Here is an 18,996-nt window from a genome sequence, read left to right as displayed (position 1 = left end):
CTGGTCGGGGGCGGCGCCGCCGGATCCGGTCTAGCTCGTGGTGCCGATGTTGCGTTCGTAGATGAGCCGGAGGCCGACCAGGGTCAGCCAGGGCTCGTAGTGGTCGATCGTGCGGGCCTCGTCCAGGACGAGCGGGGCGAGCCCGCCGGTGGCGATCACGGTCACCGCGTCCGGGTCGTCGGCGAGCTCTGCCGACATCCGGTCGACGATGCCGTCCACCTGGCCCGCGAAGCCGTAGATCAGGCCGGACTGGAGCGCCTCGACGGTGTTCTTGGCGATCACGTTGCGCGGACGCTGCAGCTCGATCTTGTGCAGCTGCGCGCCGCGCACCGACAGCGCGTCGATGGAGATCTCGATGCCCGGGGCGATCGCGCCGCCGACGTACTCGCCCTTGGAGGACACCGCGTCGAAGGTCGTGGCCGTCCCGAAGTCGACGACGACCGCCGGGCCGCCGTGCAGGTGCACGGCGGCCAGCGAGTTCACGATGCGGTCGGCCCCGACCTCCTTGGGGTTGTCCATCCGGACCGGGACGCCGGTCTTCACCCCGGGCTCCACGATCACCGCGGGCACGTCGCCGTAGTACCGGCGGCACATCTCGCGCATCTCGTGCAGGACCGACGGCACCGTGGAGCACAGCGCGATGCCGCTGATGTCGCTGTCGGCGAGCAGCGGGCTCTGCTGGACGAGCCCCTGGAGCACCACGGCGATCTCGTCCGCGGTACGGCGCGGGTCGGTGTTGATCCGCCAGTGCTCGATGACCTCCTCGCCCTCGAACAGGCCGAGGACGGTCTGGGTGTTACCGACGTCGATGGTGAGCAGCATCAGGTCCCCGCTGATCAGGTGAAGTCAAGGCCGATGTCGAACACGCGCGCCGAATGCGTCAGCGCACCCACCGCAAGGTAGTCGACACCGGTCACGGCGGCATCTCGGGCCTGGTCCAGGGTGAGTCCGCCGGACGCCTCCAGCTCGGCCCGGCCGTCCACCAGGCGGACCGCCTCGAGCATCGTGTCCTGGTCCATGTTGTCCAGCAGGAGGGACGTCGCGCCCGCCTCGACGGCCTCGCGGACCTGGTCCAGCGTGTCGCACTCCACCTGGACGTGGAGGGCCGGGTGCGCGGCGCGGATCGCCTCGTACGCCTTGGTCACCGAGCCCGCCGCGGCGATGTGGTTGTCCTTGACGAGCGCCGCGTCCGACAGGCCCATGCGGTGGTTCACGCCGCCGCCGCAGCGCACCGCGTACTTCTGGACGGCGCGCAGCCCCGGCAGCGTCTTGCGGGTGTCGCGGACGCGGGCCTTGGTGTCCCCGATCGCGTCCGCCCAGGCCCGGGTCGCGGTCGCGACGCCGGACAGGTGGGTGAGCAGGTTCAGCGCGATCCGCTCGGCCCGCAGGACGGCCCTGGTCGGCCCGGAGACCGAGATCAGCACCTGGCCCCTCGTCACCCGGTCGCCGTCGGCGGCCTTGTCCTCGGCGTCGATGCCGAGCAGGTCGAACACGACTCCGGCGACGGGGATCCCGGCGACGACGCCGTCCTCGCGGGCGGTGAAGTCACCGGTGGACCGCTCGTCCGGGGCGAAGATCGGCGTGCTGGTGACGTCCTCGGGGCCGTCCTCGTCCAGGGCGGTCCGGACCAGCCGCTCGACGGCGCCGGCGTCCAGCCCGGCCGCCCGCAGGCGGTCGGCGAGTTCCGCATCCATCCTCGGTTCCTCCTCAGCGCTCGAACTCGGTTTGCAGGGTCCCATCCGAGGTCAGCCGGGTGACCAGCCGCCCCCGCCAGTTCGCGTCGTCGCGGCCTGGACGGTCGTCGCGCCAGTGGCTGCCGCGGGTCTCCTCGCGCAGGCGCGCGGCGGCGACGATCGCGCTCGCGACCGTGTGCAGGTTGGCCGCCTCCCAGCCGTCGACGCCGCGCTCGCCGAGCGTCCCGGCGAGGGCCGCGAGCTCCCGGTCGGCGGTGGCGAGGCCGCCCGCGGTGCGGAGCACCCCGGCGTGCGCGGCCATGATCCGCTGGATCTCGCTCCGGACGTCCCGTCCGGTCTCGGGGCGCTCGGCGACGTCCTCGGATGCGACTGGCTCGCCGGGTTCGGGGGCGTCGTCGGCGATGGCCGCGGCGATGCGCTCGGCGTAGACCAGGCCCTCGAGGAGGGAGTTCGACGCGAGCCGGTTCGCGCCGTGGACGCCGGTCCGGGCGACCTCTCCGCACGCGTACAGGCCGGGGACGGCCGTCCGGCCCCACAGATCGGTGCGGACGCCGCCGCTCGCGTAGTGCGCGGACGGCGCGACCGGGATCGGCTCGGTCACCGGGTCGACGCCGTGGTGGCGGCAGGCCGCGAGGATGGTCGGGAAGCGGCGTTCCCACAGGCCGGCGCCGAAGTGGCGGCCGTCCAGGAGCATGTGGGACGCGCCGGTCTCCCGCATCCGCGTCATGATCCCCTTGGCGACGACGTCGCGCGGGGCGAGTTCGGCGAGTTCGTGGCGTCCGACCATGAACCGGACGCCGTCGTGGTCGATCAGGTGCGCGCCCTCGCCCCGGACGGCCTCGGAGACGAGCGGCTGCCGTCCGCGGGCGCCCTCACCGGTCCACAGCGACGTCGGGTGGAACTGGACGAACTCCAGGTCGGCGACGTCGGCCCCGGCGCGCAGGGCCAGCGCCACGCCGTCCCCGGTGGACACCTCGGGGTTGGTCGTCGAGGAGTAGACCTGGCCGAGCCCGCCCGTCGCGAGCACGACCGCCCGCGCCCGGACGGCCCCGACGCCGCTCGGCGAACCCTCCCCCATGACGTGCAGGGTGACCCCGGCGGCGCGTCCCTCGGCGTCCTTGATCAGGTCGAGGACCAGGGCGTTCTCGATCGCCTCGATCTGGTGCTCCTTCAGCGCGGCGCGCAGCGCCCGGCTGATCTCCGCCCCGGTCGCGTCGCCGCCCGCGTGGGCGATCCGCCGCCGGTGGTGTCCTCCCTCGCGGCCGAGTTCGAGCGCGCCGGACGCGTCGCGGTCGAACGCCGTGCCCAGGTCGGCGAGCCGCCGGACGGCCGCCGGGCCCTCGGTGACCAGCACCCGGACGGCGTCCTCGTCGCAGACCCCGGCCCCGGCGGTGAGCGTGTCGGCCAGGTGCTCGTCCGGGGTGTCGGCGGGGTCGAGCGCGGCGGCGATCCCGCCCTGCGCCCAGCGGGTGGAGCCCGCGTCGAGCAGCGCCTTGGTGACCAGCAGGACGCTCTGGCCGCGTTCGTGGCAGCGCAGCGCGGCGACGAGCCCGGCGATGCCGGAGCCGATGACGACGGTGTCGGCGGTCCGGGTCCATCCGGGCGCGGGGGCGGTGAGCGGTCGGGGGATCATGCGCCCTCCTCGGGGAGGCAGTTTTCGTCATTCTGACACTAACCTCGGAGGTCGGCGGTGTGAGACCCCCCACAAACGCCGGACGCCGCCACCCGATCGGGTGGCGGCGTCCGGAGAAACCCAGGTCGGCGCGGGTCAGGGTCGCTCAGCGCCGGTCAGAGGGAGTGCGCGGGACGAAGCTGGTCGGTGCCGGGGACCGGCTCGGCCGGGTCGCCGCCGAGCGCGACGATCCTGTTGCCGGCGTCCACGTGCACCACGGTCGGGGTGAACGCGCGCGCCTCGGCGTCGGTCAGCTGCGCGTAGCTGATGATGATCACCAGGTCGCCGGTCTGGACGAGCCGCGCCGCCGCGCCGTTGATGCCGATCACACCGGAGCCGCGCTCGCCCGCGATCAGGTACGTGGACAGCCGCGCGCCGTTGTCGATGTCCACCACGTCCACCTGCTCGCCGGGGAGCAGGTCGGCGGCGTCCATCAGGTCGGCGTCCACCGTGATCGAACCGACGTAGTGCAGGTCGGCCTGGGTCACCGTGGCGCGGTGGATCTTGCTCTTGAACATCGTCCGGATCATCGCAGCGACTCCTTGCCGAACTCCAGGGGGACGTTGTCGATCAGGTGGGTGGCCCCCACCAGGCCCGCCACGGCGAGCACCGCCGGGCCGTCATGGTCGCCCGCGACCTCGGTGAACGTCGCGGGATCGACGAGCACCAGGTAGTCGAGCTCCAGCGGGGGCGCGGCCGCCTCCGCCTCGGCGAGGACCTTCCGCGCCGCGTGGCGCACCGCGTCCGGGCCGTCCGCCACCGCGTCCGCGCCCGCCCGGAGGGCCCGGGACAGCGCGAGGGCCGTGGTCCGCTCGTCCTCGCCGAGGTAGCGGTTGCGGCTGGACAGCGCCAGCCCGTCGGGCTCGCGGACGGTCGGGGCCCCGATGATCTCGACCGGAAGGTCCAGGTCGGCGACCATCCGGCGGATCATCGCGAGCTGCTGGGCGTCCTTCTCCCCGAAGATCGCGACGTCCGGACGCGTCAGGTTCAACAACTTCGCGACGACCGTGAGCATTCCGGCGAAATGCCCGGGACGGGTCTCGCCCTCCACGATCCGGCCCATCGCGCCCGGGTCGATCGTCACCACCGGCTCGCCCGGGTACATGATCTCGGGGGTCGGCGCGAACACGATGTCCACGCCCTCCGCGGCGCACGCCTCGATGTCCGCCGCGAACGTGCGCGGATAGCGGTCCAGGTCCTCGCCGGGCCCGAACTGGAGCGGGTTGACGAAGATCGACACCGCCACGGTGCCGGCCTCCCGCCGGGCGCGGCGGAGCAGGGAGCGGTGCCCCTCGTGCAGCGCGCCCATCGTCGGCACCAGCGCCAGCGTCCCCCGGACGCCGGACCGCACGGCCGCCAGTTCCTCGCGGGTCTTCGCGATCACCGGTGTCAAGAATCCTCCACTGGGTCGGCCGCCGCCCCCACGGGCGGTCGGCGCGCCGTCCCGGACCGGCGCGGCGGCGGGGGGCCGCCGGGCCGGAGCGCGGGGTCGTCATGTGGGCCGGCCGGGGCGACCGGTCAGTCGGCGAGGGCCTCGAGCAGGCGCTCGGCGTCCTCGGGCTTCAGCCGGCCGGCGGCGAGCGCCCGGTCGGCGGTGAGTCGCGCCAGCGCGACATAGGCGTTGCGGCTCTCCGGGGAGATCCGGTCCAGCTCGGCGACGTGCTCGGCGACCGTGCCCGCGTCACCGCGCGCGACCGGGCCGGACAGCCCGTCGATGCCGAGCCGCAGGCCGTTGTCCAGGGCGGCGCCGAGCAGCGGGCCGAGCATCCGGCCCGGCTCGTCCACGCCCGCCCGGCGCAGCAGGTCCATCGCCTCCACGACCAGCGTGACCAGGTGGTTCGCGCCGCCCGCGAGCGCCGCGTGGTACAGCGGACGCCGCTCCTCGTCGATCCAGGCGGGCTCGCCGCCCATCTCCAGAACCAGCGCCTCGGCGACCGGGCGCAGCGGCTCCGGCGCGGTCACGCCGAACGAGATGCCGGTGAGCCGGTTCACGTCGTCGGGGCGTCCGGTGAAGGTCATCACGGGATGCAGGGCCAGCGGCAGCGCGCCCGCCTGGGTGAGCGGGTTCAGGACGGCCGCGCCGTACCGTCCGCTCGTGTGGACGACGAGACGTCCCTCCAGGGGCGCCCCGGTCGCGGCGAGCCCGGCGGCGAGCTCGCGCAGCGCGTCGTCGGGGACCGTCAGCAGGACGAGCTCGGACGCGGCGACCACGTCCCGGGGGTCGGTGACCTCGGCGCCGGGCAGCCGCTCCTCGGCCCGCTGCCGGGACGCCGCGGACACCGCCGACACCGCGACCACGCGGTGCCCGGCGTGGCCGAGCGCGACGCCGAGGGCCGTGCCGACCCGTCCGGCGCCGACGACGCCGACGGAGAGCCGGGCCGGGCGGTCCGCGGGATCGGGCAGCCCTGAGACGGGCATGGCAGATGCGTTCATCGGTTTCGTTCCAGTCCTCAAGGTAGGTACCGGACGTGCGCGATCCAGCGTACCCGCGGGTCGCGACGCGTCCGGAACCGCCGCGCCATCGCAGCGTGGTGACCATGCGGCTACCCATGGTGACGCCAAACCCCGCACAGCGGCCACATTTGCCCCGGCCGGAACGGCGACCCCTTGCCACCGCAAGCACACGCGGAGTAACTCTGAAGAGGTGACGGCCGTCATGAGCAGGTCAAGTAAGTCCCACCGGATGTCCAAGGACACCCGCCCCCCGAGGAGATGGAGCCCACCGTGATCAAGACCGTCCTCAAGACCGCCACCGTCACCGCGACCATCGCCGGGGCCACCTTCCTGGCCGGGCCCGCCCACGCCGACACCCACACGCACAACACCAACAGGGGCACCGCGAACGGCAACACCGTGAACTTCGTGATGGTCGGCGGGTACGGCGTGACCTGCGGGACGGTGTCGCTCGCGGGCCAGGCCGGCACCTCCTGCGACGGCGACTCCGTCCGCAACGACGGCAACCGCAGCCTCGCCGGCGGCGAGGATCACGGCCTGAGCGGCGAGCGCTGAGCACCCGCCCGCGCGACGAGCGCTGACACAGCCTGCGGCCGTCCGGGCTGACGAGGGCCGCGGCCGGGGGCCCTTCTCCGGCCGCGCAGCCGGACGCGCCGCGCCCGCCCCACCGCATCGACGGGATGCGGTGGGGCGGTGGCCTTTCCGCAGGTCACCGGGGATGCAGCCCCAATGAGGGAGCCCGCGTGGTCGTCGACCACGCGGGCTCCCTGTTCCTTCCGAGGGCTCAGCCGGACGAGAGGGACTCGACGACCGACGCCTTCGCGGCGCGGCGGGCCGGCATGACGGCCGCCAGGACGCCCGCGACCGCCGCCAGCACGACGAACCCGATGATCTGCGCGTACGGGACGGCGAACACCGCGCTGTCGCTCATGGAGTACGTCGCGGCCGCGCCGAAGCCGACCCCGAGGACGATCCCGGTGACGGCGCCGATCACGGCCATGACCAGGGCTTCCACCGACAGCATCCGGCGCAGCTGCCGCCGCGTGAGGCCGAGGGCGCGGAGCAGCGCGGACTCGCGGGTGCGCTCCACCACCGACAGCGACAGCGTGTTGGCGATGCCGAACAGCGCGATCACGATGGCGAGGCCGAGCAGCCCGCCGAACACCATCAGCAGCGTGTTCACGGCCTTGCCGAACTGGTCGCGCATCTCCGCCATGGACCCGACCCGGATCGTCGGGTACGCCTTGGTCGCCGCGTCGACGGCGCCGCGCGCCTCGTCCACCTGGACGCCCGGCTTGGTCTTCGCCCAGACCGTCGCGGCGTCCTGGACGGCGGAGACCCGCGCGAAGTCGGCCGGGCCGATCAGGACGCCGCGCAGCGGCACGTCCCCGCTGAAGACCCCGGCGACCGTGAGCGGCAGGACGCCGCGGTCGCCGCGGACCTGGACGGTCTGCCCGACCTGGTAGTGCTTGTCCCTGGCGGTGTCCTTGTCGACGATCAGCGTGCCGGGCTTGGGCGCGGCGACCGAGCCCTTCACCGTTCCGAGCTTGATCATCGAGCCGAACGCGGACTCGGTGACGGTCGTGACCGTGGTGTCCCGGTGGCCCGACTTCGGCCGCCCGGCCTCGCGGGCGGCGGTGACCTCGCCGAGCTGCGGCAGCGCCCGCAGGTCCGCGACCAGCGAGGACGGCACGCGCCGGCTCGCCTCGTCCGCGGCGGACTTGCTGTCGCCGAACTGCGACTGGACCTGGAAGTCCACGGGGAAGTGCTTGTCGAGCTGCGCGTTCACGGTGGCGCTGCCGCTGGCGGCGACGACGGAGAACAGGCTCATCAGCCCGATCCCGATGGTCAGCGCGATCGTGGTGGTCGCGGTGCGGCGCGGCGAGCGGCGCGCGTTCTCGACGGCGAGCCGCGCGGGCACGCCGCCGGTCTTCGCGGGGAGGGCCCCGATCACGCGTCCGAGGGGGCGCACCAGCGCGGGCATCGCGGCGACGACGGCGAGGAAGAACAGCATTCCGCCGAGCGCGACCATGTACATGGCCGACTCGCCCTTGGCGGAGCCGAACCCGCCGTACCCGGCGAGGCCGACGCCGACGACGCCGAACAGCGCGGTCAGGACCGTCCGGACCCAGCCGAGCCGGAACGTGCCGCTGCCGGGCTCCAGGTCGGCGCGGAGGGCGGCGACGGGCGCGACGCGGGTGGCGGCGCGGGCGGGCACCAGCGCCGAGACGACGGTCACGACGACGCCGACGAGCAGGGCGACCAGAACGGTCCGGACGGTCAGCGCCGGCCCGGCGAGCTTGATCCCGGTGTCGAACGAGCCGATGACGGCCAGCGCGCCCGCGCCCAGCCCGAGCCCGGCGGCGAGGCCGAGCAGCGACCCGACGAAGCCGACCACGACCGCCTCGGTCAGCACGCCGCCGAACACCTGGCGGCGGGTCGCGCCGACGCAGCGCAGCAGCGCCATCTCGCGCATCCGCTGCGCGATGAGGATCGCGAACGTGTTGTAGATGACCAGCGCCGACACCAGCATCGCGACCAGGCCGAAGAGCAGCAGCCCGGTCTGGATGACCGTGGTGTCCGCGCCGTTGGACTTGGCGAGCCGCTGCGCGAGCGCCTTCGAGGTCAGCGTGTCGTACGCGGGCCCGGCCGCGCTCGCGACCGCGTCCCGGCCGCCGCCGAGCACGTCGATCTCGCTGAACGACTTCACGCCCGTCATCGCGGTGGTGGTGGCGGCGTCGAAGCCGACCGCGCCCCGGAAGCTCGCCTCGGCGTCCATGCCCATGTCGACCAGGCCGACGACGGTGAACCGGTGCGGCTTGTTCTTGTGGTCGAGGACGGTGACCGCGTCGCCGACCTTGAACTGCTCGCGCTTGGCGAGGCGGGTGTCGAGGACGGCCTCGGACGGCCCGTTCGGGGTGCGCCCGCCGTTCAGTTCGTAGCGCAGGAGGCGTCCGGACGGCATCGACATGCCGAGGGTCGGCGAGTCGCCGACGGCCTTGCCGTCCCGTCCGACGAGGGCGGCGTCGCCCTTGACCAGGCCCTCGGCGTCCGTGACGCCGGGCACGCCCTTCACCTTGGCGAGCAGTGCCGGGGGCAGGTCGTCCGCGGCGCGCTTCGGCAGGACGGCCACGTCGATCTTGTCGGCGGACTTGGCGAACGTCTTGTCGACCCCGGACTTCATCGAGTCGGTCAGCACGAACGTGCCGGTGATGAACCCGACGCCGAGGGTGATCGCGAGCGCGGTGAGCAGCAGCCGCAGTTTCTGCCGGGCGAGCCCGGCGACGGTCGTCTTCAGCATCGCGCTCAGGCCCCCAGGCTCTTGAGCCGGTCGAGGACGGTGTCCGGGGTCGGCTGGTAGAGCTCGGTGACGATCTGGCCGTCCCGCAGGAAGACCACGCGGTCGGCGTAGGACGCGGCGACCGGGTCGTGCGTGACCATGACGATCGTCCGGCCCATCTCGCGGACGGACGCGCGCAGGAAGCCGAGCACCTCGGCGCCGGAGCGCGAGTCGAGGTTGCCGGTCGGCTCGTCGGCGAAGATCACCTCGGGGCGGGAGACGAGCGCGCGGGCGCACGCGACGCGCTGCTGCTGCCCGCCCGACAGCTCGTTCGGCCGGTGCCCGAGCCGCTCGCGCAGCCCGACCACGTCGATGACCTGGTCGAACCAGGCGCGGTCGAGCCTGCGTCCGGAGAGTTCCAGCGGGAGCAGGATGTTCTGCTCGGCGGTGAGCGTCGGAAGCAGGTTGAACGCCTGGAAGATGAACCCGATGCGGTCGCGGCGCAGCAGGGTGAGCTGTTTGTCGTTCATCGCGGTCAGCTCGGCGTCGCCGAGCATGACCTGCCCGCCGGAGACCGTGTCGAGCCCGGCCAGGCAGTGCATCAGCGTGGACTTGCCGGACCCGGACGGTCCCATGATCGCGGTGAACGCGCCGCGCGCGAACCCGACGCTGACGCCGCGCAGGGCGTGCACGGCCGCGTCGCCGGAGCCGTAGACCTTGCTCACCTCGGTGGCGACGACCGCCGGCGGCTCGGCGGTCCGCCCGGGCGTCGCGGGCGGGTTGGTGAACGTGCTGGTCACTTCGGCTCCTTCGGTGGTCTCCAACGTCATGGACCACGCTAGGAAGCCGGGAACCCCGTGCCATCGACCGCGCGTTCACAGTTCGGATCAGCACTTCGGCTGGCTTCGCCGCCCGCGTACGACCAAAGTCGTACATCCCCGTCAACCCCACCGCCGACGCGGTGCGCGAGGGATGTGCCTGAACCTGCGCGCGGACGGCCCCCGGATCACGCCCCCGACATCCGAAAGCACCGGACATGCGAACCCCGCACATGCGAACCCGGACATGCGAAAGCGCCGGAACCCGGAAGGGTTCCGGCGCTCGTACGCGCATCGGCGGCGGGCCGTCCGGCGACTCACGGGACGGTCACCGGACGGGCCCGTCAGCCGATGGCGTTGCCGACGGCCGCTCCGCCCTTGCAACCGCCGCTCGCGGTCCCGAGGACGCCCACGGCGTTGCCGCAGAGGTCGATCGGGATCGAGATCGGCGCGATGATCTGGTTGCCGGACAGGACGCCGCCGGAGCCGTTGGTGTGGATGTCGGCGTTCGCGGGAGCGGCCAGGACGGAGCCGGTGACGACGGCGCTGAGGGCGCCGGTGAGAGCGAGCTTCTTGAGCACTAGAACCTCCCGTACGTGGGGCCGTCTGGGCGGCCCGACCAACACGACCGCGCCACCGCGCCATCCGGTGACGCTCACGTCGGGTAGTTATTCAGCTACCAATGCGTAAGGGAACCGCCAACTCCCCCTTGAGAACGAAAAGTCACCATAGAGTGATCGCATCGTGACGGTCAGTTGTCGCTTTGGCCGCTCTTGACCATACCCGTCTCATATGCGAACACCACGGCCTGGACCCGGTCGCGCAGCCCGAGCTTCATGAGGATCCGGCCCATGTGGGTCTTCACCGTGGCCTCGGAAACGTAGAGCCGCTCGGCGATCTCGGCGTTCGACATGCCCCGCGCGACCAGGTGCAGCACCTCCGTCTCGCGCTCGGTGAGCGCGGCGAGGGCCTCGGCCGCCTTGTCCCGGCCGCCGTCCGGAAGATGCAGGGCGAACCGGTCCAGAAGCCGCTTGGTGGTGCTCGGCGCGACCACCGCGTCCCCGGACCGGACGGCCCGGATCGCCTCGACCAGCTGCGCCGGGCCCGCGTCCTTGAGCAGGAACCCGCTCGCGCCCGCCTTGATCGCCGCGAACGCGTACTCGTCCAGGTCGAACGTGGTCAGGATGATCACCTTCGGGCCGCCGGCCGCCACGATCCGCCGGGTCGCCTCGATGCCGTCCATGCGGGGCATCCGGACGTCCATGAGGACGACCTCGACCGGGCCGTCCGCCTGGGCGGCCCGCACCGCCTCCACGGCCGCCGCGCCGTCCCCGGCCTCCCCGACGACCTCGATGTCGGGCTGGGCGTCCAGCACCATCGTGAAGCCCGCCCGCACCAGCTCCTGGTCGTCGACCAGAAGCACCCGGATCGGCTCGTCCACCCGTCTCTCCTCACTCACGTCCAACCGTCACACCCCACCGCTCCTGTTCGCACCCTGCCCTCGCGCGCACGAGGCCGCCCTCGCGCGCGCCCGCGCGTCGGCGCACCCGCACGTCCTGCGTCAGGCCCGTGCTTCCTCGCGGACGGGGATGCGAGCCCTCACCTCGAACCCGCCGCCCGGACGCGGGCCCGCGTCCACCTCGCCCCCGTACACGGCGGCGCGCTCGCGCATGCCGACCAGGCCGTGCCCGTGACCGTCGTCCGGGGCGGCGGCGCCGCGCCCGTCGTCCACGATCTCGACCGTCACCTCGTCGTCACCGTAATGCAGGAGGACCTTCGCCGACGTGCGCGGACCCCCGTGTTTCAGGGCGTTCGTGAGCGCCTCCTGGACGATCCGGTAGATCGTCAGCGCGCGCCCCTCCGACACCTCCGGCGGCGACCCGGACCTCACCAGGGTGACCGGCAGCCCGGCCGCCCGGACCTGCTCGACCAGGTCGTCCAGCTGGCCGAGGCCCGGCTGCGGAGCGTACGCGCCGCCCGCGGCCTCCTCGCGCAGGACGCCGAGCAGCCGCCGCATCTCCGCGAGCGCCGTCCGGCCCGTCGAGGAGATCGCCTCCAGCGCCTGCCGGGTACGGCCGGGATCGGAGTCGAGCGCGTAGGCCGCGCCGTCCGCCTGGACGACGATCACGCTGACGTTGTGCGCGACGACGTCGTGCATCTCCCGGGCGATCCGGGCGCGCTCGGTGTTGCGGGCCATCTGGATCTCGGTGTCCCGCTCACGCTCCAGCCGCTCCGCGCGTTCCTCGAGTTCCCGCAGGTAGGCACGGCGCGTCCGCATGTGCAGACCGAGGATCCAGACGGCGGTGAGGCACACCGCGAACACGAACAGCGTCGCGCGCGCGGACCTCCAGTCGCCGTCCGCCTGCCTGAACGCCTCCAGGAGCGCGCCGAGCACGGCCGTGCCTAGCGCCGCGAGCCCCCAGCGGAACGAGCAGTACGCGGTGACGGTGTAGAGCCCCATCAGCACGGTGGCGTTCGCGACGAGCATCTGGGTGCCGTAGACCCACTGGGCGAAGCTCACCAGCGAGACCACCGCGAACGTCGCCCTCGGCCAGCGGCGGCGCCACACCATGGGCACCAGCAGCGCCGCCGAGAGCAGCAGGTACCCCAGAACCGTGACGCGGTAGCGGTCCGCCGGGTCGGCCACCGCGCTCGGCATGGTGACGAGTTGCAGCAGCACCAGCGGGGCGAGGAACGCGGCGTCCACGAGCGCCCGTCTGCCCCGCCACCATTCCCAGAGCCTGCCGACCATGCGCCCAGCGTACGTATGAGCTGGTCAGCCCTGGATCAACCCCAGGTCGGACACGCCCTCCGCCCTAGGTAGCGCGGCGCCCCGCACCGGCGCCCGGGGTGCCCGGGGCGCGGTAGCGTCGGCAGGGTGGCGGCGTTGACCTGGGCCCCTTGGCGGTCGGCCATGGAGCTGGCCCTTTACGGCGAGGACGGCTTCTACCGGCGGGGCGAGCGGCCCGGCGAGCACTTCCGGACCTCGGTGAGCGCGTCGTCCCGGTTCGCGGCCGCGCTCGCCCGGCTGCTCGGCGAGGTGGACGCGGCGCTCGGCCGCCCCGAACGGCTGGACGTCGTGGACATCGGCGCGGGCTGCGCCGGGATCCTGCGGCATCTCCTCGCCCACGCGGACCCCGCCCTCGCCGGGCGGATCCGCCCGATCGCGGTCGAGGTCGCGCCCCGCCCGGACGGCCTGCCCGCAGCGATCACCTGGCGCGGCGCCCCGCCCGAGTCGATCACCGGCCTGGTGATCGCGAACGAGTGGCTCGACAACGTCCCGCTGGACGTCGTGGAGCAGACCTCGACCGGCCCCCGCCTGGTCGAGGTCCGCCGGACGTCCGGGGACGAGCGGCTCGGCCCGCCGCCGTCCCCCGAGGACCTGGACTGGATCGCGTCCTGGTGGCCGCTCGGCGAGCCCGGCGACCGCGCCGAGATCGGGCGTCCGCGCTGTGCCGCCTGGGCCTCCGTCATCGAACGCCTCGACACGGGCCTCGCCGTGGCCGTCGACTACGCGCACGCACGAGCGGCCCGTCCGCCCTATGGGACGCTCACCGGATATCGCGACGGAGCCACGGTCGCGCCCGTTCCGGACGGTTCGTGCGACATCACCGCGCACGTGGCCCTGGACGCCTGCGCGGCATCCGGCGACCGCGCGGGCGCGAGCGCGACCCTGCTGACCACCCAGCGGGACGCGCTGCGCGCCCTCGGCCTCACGGGCGCGCGTCCGCCGCTGGACCTCGCCCACCGCGACCCGCGCGCCTACCTCGTCGGCCTCCGCACCGCCGGCGAGGAGGCCGAACTCCTGGACGCGTCCGGCCTCGGCGGTTTCGGCTGGCTCGCCCAGACCGCCGGGATGCCGCTACCGCCGTCCCTGGCCGGGCTCGCGCCCGTGGCCCGCGTCCCGGCTCAGAGCTCGACCTTGAGGGACTCCAGCCCGCGCAGGATGTAGCCGGGCTTCCACCGCGGCTCCTCGATCAGCTTCAGCGCCGGCGCCGCGCGCAGGATCGCGCCGAGCGACTCGGCCATCTCGATGCGGGCGAGCGGCGCGCCCAGGCAGAAGTGGATGCCCAGGCCGAAGCTGATGTGCGGGTTCGGGTCGCGGCCCAGGTCCAGCGTGTCCGGGTCCGCGAAGACCTCGGGGTCGCGGTTCGCCGACGCGAACTGGAGGGCGACCTCCTGTCCGCGCGGGATCGTCACGCCGCCGACCTCGACGTCCTCGAGCACCCAGCGCTCGAACATCGGCGCGGGGCCGTCGTAGCGCATCAGCTCCTCGACCGCCGTCGGGACGAGCCCGTGGTCGGCGTGCAGCCGCTCCAGCTCCCCGGGGTTGCGGAACAGCGCCCACCAGCCGTTGCCGGTCGCGTTCACGGTCGCCTCGTGCCCCGCGTTCAGCAGCAGGACGCAGGTGCCGATCAGCTCGTCCTCGGTGAGCCGGTCGCCCTCGTCGGCGACGCGCGCGAGCGCCGAGATCAGGTCGTCGCGCGGCTCGGCTGCGCGCGCCCGCGCGAGTCCGCGCAGGTAGTCGGAGAACTCGTTCGCGGCGCGGACGGCCTTGCGCTGCACCTCGTCCGGCGGGTTGAGCTCGTACATCCCGCAGATGTCCGCCGACCAGGGACGCAGCAGCCCCCGGTCCTCGGCCGGGACGCCCAGCATCTCGGCGATCACGGTCACCGGCAGCGGCTCGGCCAGGTCGGCGAGCAGGTCGCCGCCGCCGCGCGCGACGAGGTCGGCGGCGAGCCCCTCGGCCAGGCCGCGGATCGTCGGCCGCAGGCCCTCGACCATCCGGGCCGTGAACGCCTTGGACACCAGGCGCCGCAGCCGCGTGTGCGTCGGCGGCTCGACGTCCAGCATCCCGGCGCGGACCAGGTCCCAGAACGGCTTCAGGAAGTCCGACTCGGCCTGCTGGCCGAACTCCTCGTGCGTTCCGGTGTGCAGGTAGGACCGGCCGAGGCGGCGGTCCCGCAGCAGCGCGTCCACGTCGGCGTAGCGGCTGACCACCCACTGGCCGGTCGCCTCGTCGAAGAAGACGGGACGCTCCGCCCGCAGCCGCTCGAACACCGGATACGGGTCCGCGACGAACTCCGCCGACCACGGGTCATAGGACATCTCACTCACGCTGGAACAATACGTCCAGTCCGGCGATGATCGCGCTGATCAGCGGGCCTGGTTCTGACGGGCCGCCCAGTGGGCCGTGTCACCGGACGCCGCGCGGGCGCTGCGGGCCCGCAGCGCGGTCGACTCGACGATCGCGCGCGCCTCCCCCAGATCCCGGTCGGCCGCCGCCACCTGGACGAGCCCGGGTGGCGCGTCCACATGGACGGTCGCGAGCCCCAGAAGCCGCTGCACCGGGTTCACCGTCAGCCGGACGCTCTGCGCGCGCGCATGAGCGATGATGTCCGTCCGGCGGCAGAGCCAGCCGTGCCTCGCGACGAAGATGACATCGTCGGTTCCGGCGCCGTCCGCCCGGTCCACGGTCATCCCCCGCTGGGAGGCGGGCAGCAGCGGGACGGCGTCGAAGTTCGTCCCCGGGAAGACCAGCGCGACCAGCTGCGCGACGACCGCCCTCGGCGCCGCCGGGAGCAGCGTGGACGACAGCGCCTGCCGCTCCCCCGCGTACCCCGCGACCGTGACGTCCAGCCGCGCCCAGCCCGGCCCGCGCCAGATGGACGGCTCGACCACGCTCACCGCCTGCACCCGTCCCGGCGGGACGGTCTGCATCCGCGTCTCCAGCAGCCCGTACCGCAGGCGGACGCCGTCCGGGGACACCGCGACCGTGAAGTTCGCGTACATCACCATCGGCGCGATCACCGCGCGGATCAGCCCGAGCAGCGCGGGCAGCGCCACCGCCAGCATCGCCAGCTCCCGGAAGGCGATCAGGAACACCAGCGAGAAGATCATCAGCAGGAACGTGGCGATCACCGGCAGCCGCAGCACGAGCCCGCCCAGCAGCGTCCCGAACGGCACCCGGTAGACCGGCCGCTCGGGCGCCTCCGGCGTGTGCCCCGGGAGCCCGGCCGCGCGCGCGAGCAGCTCGGCGCGCAGATCGCCCGCCGCCCTGCGTCCGAGGTAGCGGAACGGGATCTCGCTCTGCTCCCCGCCGGCCAGCTCGACCCGGACCTCGGCCAGCGAGAACACCCGCGTGACCAGCGGCCGGACGACGTCGATCGCCTGGATCCGCGACAGCGGGATCCGCCGGACGCGCCGCCGCAGCAGCCCGTTCTCGACGACCAGGTCGTCCCCCTCGATCCGGAACCGCAGCCCCAGCCAGCCCCACAGGCCCGCCGCGACCGCGCCGGCCCCGACGACCAGCGAGACGATCAGGAACCGGAGCAGCACCACCGGGCTGAACGACACCGCCGCGCCGTCGCTCGTCCGCGTCATCAGCAACGGGAACCCGAGCAGGACGAAGTAAACGATCATGATGGTGAACGCGCGCAGCGGCGCGGTCGCCCAGTGCACCCGGTGCGTCCCCACGGAGAACCGGACGGGCGGCGGAGGCGCGGGCGGCACGTACCGGTAGCCCGGCGCCGGATACACAGGCCCGGGATACATCTGCGGCGGCCCATAGGCCCTCTGCGGCGGATACCCCGGCGGAACCCCATACCCCGGCTGCGGCATCCCGTGCGGAGGCATGAACGTAGGCCGAACCCTGCCGTCCGGCACGGCCCCCTGCGGAGGCCCGAAACCAAGCCCCTGGGGGCCGGGAGCCAGGGGAACAGGAGGATGCCCCCCGAAAACCTGAGTTCCGGGCGGATTCGCTCCAGAAGGTTGCATCCCAGTGGCCTGATAACCGGAACCCGGAAAACCTGGCCCCTGCGAGCCGGGCATTGGAGGCCGGGGGGCACCGGAGATCTGAGGATCGGGAGCGGAGAACGCGTCCTGGGGAGCCCCGTCGGCGGGCGGCTCCTGGGGTGCGGTCACAGGCCCATGCTCCGTTCCTCGCCCTTGCGGGCGAGCCGGTCGCGGAGCAGGGCGGCCTCGGCGGCCGGAAGACCCGGGATCACCGCGTCCGTCGCCGCGGCGGCCGTGTGCAGCCGGACGGTCGAGAGACCCATCCAGCGCTCCAGCAGCCCCGCCGTGACGTCCACGAACTGCATCCGGCCGTACGGGACGACGATCAGGCGGCGCACGAACACCCCGCTCGTCACGATCAGGTCGTCGCCGCGTTCGGCGTACCCGTACGACCGGTACGCGATCTCGACCGCGACCCAGGACACGACGAGGACGGCCAGCACGCCCACGACCCACAGCAGCGCCGCGAGGGTCCCGCCACCGCGCCAGAGCAGGAACGCGCCGACCGCGGCGACCGGGATCGCGCGGACGAGCGCGGCGATCCGCCGATGCCACGGATAACGCGACGAGATCCGGGACCACACGAGCCCCGCGCCCGGCTCGAAGGCCTCCGCGGCCGGATACCCGGCCGCGCCCGCCTGCTGTTCCGCCACCGGATACACCACGCCACCTCCGGCACCCATCGAAGGCGTCCCACCCTGGGGAGGCCGTCCGCCGTACGCGCCCTCCCCGGACGGACCGGGAGGAGCACCCTGCACCTGCCCCGCGAACGGCGCACCCTGCGAACCGGGCGGGACGCCATACCCATTGACGTCGTGCGCATTGACGCCGTGCGCATTCTGCGCGGGCATCACATTGTGCCCGTTCCGCGCATCCGCCGCGTCCAGGACGATCGGGTCGGGGCCGGGCGGCGGCACGTCCCGGGGACCGGACGGTTCGCCGGATGTCGGCTGTTCGTGGTGGCTTGGGTTCATTGCCCCCTAGTCAACCGGAAAGAACACCCCCGCCGCGAGCCCGGCGGACACCCCGGCCACGGCCACGTCCGGCGCGTCCGGCTCCGGGACGTTCGGGCCCGGCGCGTTCGGGTCCGGCGCGTGGACGGCGGTCGTGGCACGATGAGGAACGTGACCACGCAGAGGACCGTCGGGATCGGTGCGGGGGCCAAGGAGCTGGCCACCGAGGACATGATCCTCAACATCGGCCCGCAGCATCCGTCCACGCACGGGGTCCTCCGCCTGCGCCTCACGCTGGACGGCGAGCGGATCGTCGCCGCCGAACCCGTCGTCGGGTACATGCACCGCGGCGCGGAGAAGCTGTTCGAGGTCCGCGACTTCCGGCAGATCATCGTGCTGGCGAACCGGCACGACTGGCTGTCGGCGTTCTCGTCCGAGCTCGGCGTCGTCCTCGCCGTCGAGCGGATGCTCGGCATGGAGGTCCCACGGCGCGCGGTCTGGGCGCGGACGCTCCTCGCCGAGCTGAACCGCGTCCTCAACCACCTGATGTTCCTCGGCTCCTACCCGCTCGAGATCGGCGCGATCACGCCGATCTTCTACGCGTTCCGTGAGCGCGAGACGCTCCAGCACGTGATGGAGGAGATCTCCGGCGGACGCATGCACTACATGTTCAACCGCGTCGGCGGCCTGAAGGAGGAGCTCCCCGCGGGCTGGACGACCCGGACCCGCACCGCCGTCGCGGACGTCCGCGCGCGGATGTCCGACCTCTCCGACCTGATCCTCGGCAACGAGATCTTCCGCGCCCGCACCCGCGGCGTCGGGACGATCACCCGCGAGCAGATCCTCCAGTACGGCGTGTCCGGCCCGATCGCGCGCGCCGCCGGCGTCGACTTCGACCTGCGCCGGGACGAGCCGTACCTCGCGTACGGCGAACTGCCCGTCCGCGTCGTGACCCGCACCGAGGGCGACTGCCTCGCCCGGTTCGAGTGCCTGCTCGACCAGGTGCACGTCTCGCTCGACCTCGCCGACGCCTGCCTCGACCGGCTCGCCGACCTTCCGCCCGGCCCGATCAACCAGCGCCTCCCGAAGGTCCTGAAGGTCCCCGAGGGCCACACCTACGCCTGGACGGAGAACCCGCTCGGCCTGAACGGCTACTTCCTCGTCTCCCGCGGCGAGAAGACGCCGTGGCGGCTGAAACTGCGCTCCGCCTCGTTCAACAACATCCAGGTCCTCGCCGAGCTCCTGCCTGGCTGCCTGATCGCGGACATGATCGCGATCCTCGGCTCGATGTTCTTCGTCGTGGGCGACATCGACAAATAGCCGAAGCGAA

The 18,996-nt window shown here is 73.3% G+C and carries 17 protein-coding genes; 3 read left to right on the top strand and 14 right to left on the bottom strand.

Annotation, left to right across the window (positions count from 1 at the left end; translation table 11 throughout):
• Window positions 1-30: 30 nt before the first annotated feature.
• The 6 genes from EBO15_RS10565 to EBO15_RS10540 all read right to left on the bottom strand — a co-directional run bounded on the left by EBO15_RS10565 (window position 31) and on the right by EBO15_RS10540 (window position 5,799).
• Window positions 31-822, bottom strand: coding sequence for a type III pantothenate kinase (locus EBO15_RS10565; RefSeq protein WP_122194161.1), 792 nt, complete (start codon window positions 820-822; stop codon window positions 31-33).
• Window positions 823-836: 14 nt separating this feature from the next.
• Window positions 837-1,694 carry a carboxylating nicotinate-nucleotide diphosphorylase gene (gene nadC / locus EBO15_RS47260; protein ID WP_122194160.1) on the bottom strand — a complete coding sequence of 286 codons (858 nt, stop codon included), beginning with the start codon at window positions 1,692-1,694 and terminating at the stop codon, window positions 837-839.
• Window positions 1,695-1,707: 13 nt separating this feature from the next.
• Window positions 1,708-3,327, bottom strand: a complete 1,620-nt coding sequence (locus EBO15_RS10555) for an L-aspartate oxidase (protein ID WP_122194159.1) — start codon at window positions 3,325-3,327, stop codon at window positions 1,708-1,710.
• 155 nt (window positions 3,328-3,482) lie between these two features.
• On the bottom strand, window positions 3,483-3,896 hold the full coding sequence (gene panD, locus EBO15_RS10550; protein WP_122194158.1) for an aspartate 1-decarboxylase: 414 nt from the start codon (window positions 3,894-3,896) through the stop codon (window positions 3,483-3,485).
• Window positions 3,893-4,759 (bottom strand): pantoate--beta-alanine ligase, encoded by an 867-nt coding sequence (panC, locus tag EBO15_RS10545; RefSeq protein WP_122194157.1) that lies wholly within the window; start codon window positions 4,757-4,759, stop codon window positions 3,893-3,895. The genes panD and panC overlap by 4 nt, the downstream gene beginning before the upstream one ends.
• 125 nt (window positions 4,760-4,884) lie before the next feature.
• Window positions 4,885-5,799, bottom strand: a complete 915-nt coding sequence (locus EBO15_RS10540) for a Rossmann-like and DUF2520 domain-containing protein (protein WP_122194156.1) — start codon at window positions 5,797-5,799, stop codon at window positions 4,885-4,887.
• A 279-nt stretch (window positions 5,800-6,078) separates the two neighbouring features.
• Here EBO15_RS10540 and EBO15_RS10535 point away from each other — a divergent pair, with 279 nt between their 5' ends.
• On the top strand, window positions 6,079-6,375 hold the full coding sequence (locus EBO15_RS10535) for a hypothetical protein (RefSeq protein ID WP_122194155.1): 297 nt from the start codon (window positions 6,079-6,081) through the stop codon (window positions 6,373-6,375).
• 229 nt (window positions 6,376-6,604) lie between these two features.
• On the opposite strand, the gene EBO15_RS10530 is transcribed toward EBO15_RS10535, so the two are convergent.
• The 5 genes from EBO15_RS10530 to EBO15_RS10510 all read right to left on the bottom strand — a co-directional run bounded on the left by EBO15_RS10530 (window position 6,605) and on the right by EBO15_RS10510 (window position 12,670).
• Window positions 6,605-9,121: an ABC transporter permease gene (locus EBO15_RS10530; RefSeq protein WP_122194154.1), complete on the bottom strand. Its 2,517-nt coding sequence runs from the start codon at window positions 9,119-9,121 to the stop codon at window positions 6,605-6,607.
• Between the two features lie 5 nt (window positions 9,122-9,126).
• On the bottom strand, window positions 9,127-9,930 hold the full coding sequence (locus tag EBO15_RS10525; RefSeq protein WP_122194153.1) for an ABC transporter ATP-binding protein: 804 nt from the start codon (window positions 9,928-9,930) through the stop codon (window positions 9,127-9,129).
• A 332-nt stretch (window positions 9,931-10,262) separates the two neighbouring features.
• On the bottom strand, window positions 10,263-10,499 hold the full coding sequence (locus tag EBO15_RS10520) for a chaplin family protein (RefSeq protein ID WP_158628179.1): 237 nt from the start codon (window positions 10,497-10,499) through the stop codon (window positions 10,263-10,265).
• Between the two features lie 170 nt (window positions 10,500-10,669).
• Window positions 10,670-11,359 carry a response regulator transcription factor gene (locus EBO15_RS10515; RefSeq protein ID WP_267898395.1) on the bottom strand — a complete coding sequence of 230 codons (690 nt, stop codon included), beginning with the start codon at window positions 11,357-11,359 and terminating at the stop codon, window positions 10,670-10,672.
• Window positions 11,360-11,479: 120 nt separating this feature from the next.
• Window positions 11,480-12,670: a sensor histidine kinase gene (locus EBO15_RS10510; protein ID WP_122194151.1), complete on the bottom strand. Its 1,191-nt coding sequence runs from the start codon at window positions 12,668-12,670 to the stop codon at window positions 11,480-11,482.
• A gap of 126 nt (window positions 12,671-12,796) precedes the next feature.
• Between EBO15_RS10510 and EBO15_RS10505 the strand changes: the two genes are divergently transcribed.
• Window positions 12,797-13,870, top strand: a complete 1,074-nt coding sequence (locus EBO15_RS10505) for an SAM-dependent methyltransferase (RefSeq protein WP_325051891.1) — start codon at window positions 12,797-12,799, stop codon at window positions 13,868-13,870.
• On the opposite strand, the gene EBO15_RS10500 is transcribed toward EBO15_RS10505, so the two are convergent.
• From EBO15_RS10500 to EBO15_RS10490, 3 genes are all read right to left on the bottom strand, one after another.
• Window positions 13,828-15,027: a cytochrome P450 gene (locus EBO15_RS10500; RefSeq protein WP_122194149.1), complete on the bottom strand. Its 1,200-nt coding sequence runs from the start codon at window positions 15,025-15,027 to the stop codon at window positions 13,828-13,830. The genes EBO15_RS10505 and EBO15_RS10500 overlap by 43 nt on opposite strands.
• Before the next feature lie 48 nt (window positions 15,028-15,075).
• Window positions 15,076-16,458 (bottom strand): PH domain-containing protein, encoded by a 1,383-nt coding sequence (locus EBO15_RS10495; RefSeq protein WP_233616102.1) that lies wholly within the window; start codon window positions 16,456-16,458, stop codon window positions 15,076-15,078.
• Between the two features lie 380 nt (window positions 16,459-16,838).
• On the bottom strand, window positions 16,839-17,366 hold the full coding sequence (locus EBO15_RS10490; RefSeq protein ID WP_233616101.1) for a PH domain-containing protein: 528 nt from the start codon (window positions 17,364-17,366) through the stop codon (window positions 16,839-16,841).
• A 471-nt stretch (window positions 17,367-17,837) separates the two neighbouring features.
• Between EBO15_RS10490 and EBO15_RS10485 the strand changes: the two genes are divergently transcribed.
• Window positions 17,838-18,986, top strand: a complete 1,149-nt coding sequence (locus EBO15_RS10485; RefSeq protein WP_233616100.1) for an NADH-quinone oxidoreductase subunit D — start codon at window positions 17,838-17,840, stop codon at window positions 18,984-18,986.
• Window positions 18,987-18,996 lie beyond the last annotated feature (10 nt).

It is taken from the genome of Actinomadura harenae (assembly GCF_003696215.1).
Classification (GTDB): Bacteria; Actinomycetota; Actinomycetes; order Streptosporangiales; family Streptosporangiaceae; genus Spirillospora; species Spirillospora harenae.
Note: the sequence above shows the minus strand (reverse complement) of the source record. Positions and strands in the feature narration are given on the sequence as shown.

Coding starts and splice junctions, on each gene's coding strand:
- EBO15_RS10535 (WP_122194155.1), top strand. CDS start 6,079: ATGGAGCCCACCGTGATCAAGACCGTCCTCAAGACCGCCACCGTCACC.
- EBO15_RS10555 (WP_122194159.1), bottom strand. CDS start 3,327: ATGATCCCCCGACCGCTCACCGCCCCCGCGCCCGGATGGACCCGGACC.
- panD (WP_122194158.1), bottom strand. CDS start 3,896: ATGATCCGGACGATGTTCAAGAGCAAGATCCACCGCGCCACGGTGACC.
- EBO15_RS10530 (WP_122194154.1), bottom strand. CDS start 9,121: ATGCTGAAGACGACCGTCGCCGGGCTCGCCCGGCAGAAACTGCGGCTG.
- EBO15_RS10510 (WP_122194151.1), bottom strand. CDS start 12,670: ATGGTCGGCAGGCTCTGGGAATGGTGGCGGGGCAGACGGGCGCTCGTG.
- nadC (WP_122194160.1), bottom strand. CDS start 1,694: ATGGATGCGGAACTCGCCGACCGCCTGCGGGCGGCCGGGCTGGACGCC.
- EBO15_RS10540 (WP_122194156.1), bottom strand. CDS start 5,799: ATGAACGCATCTGCCATGCCCGTCTCAGGGCTGCCCGATCCCGCGGAC.
- EBO15_RS10500 (WP_122194149.1), bottom strand. CDS start 15,027: ATGTCCTATGACCCGTGGTCGGCGGAGTTCGTCGCGGACCCGTATCCG.
- EBO15_RS10565 (WP_122194161.1), bottom strand. CDS start 822: ATGCTGCTCACCATCGACGTCGGTAACACCCAGACCGTCCTCGGCCTG.
- EBO15_RS10525 (WP_122194153.1), bottom strand. CDS start 9,930: ATGACGTTGGAGACCACCGAAGGAGCCGAAGTGACCAGCACGTTCACC.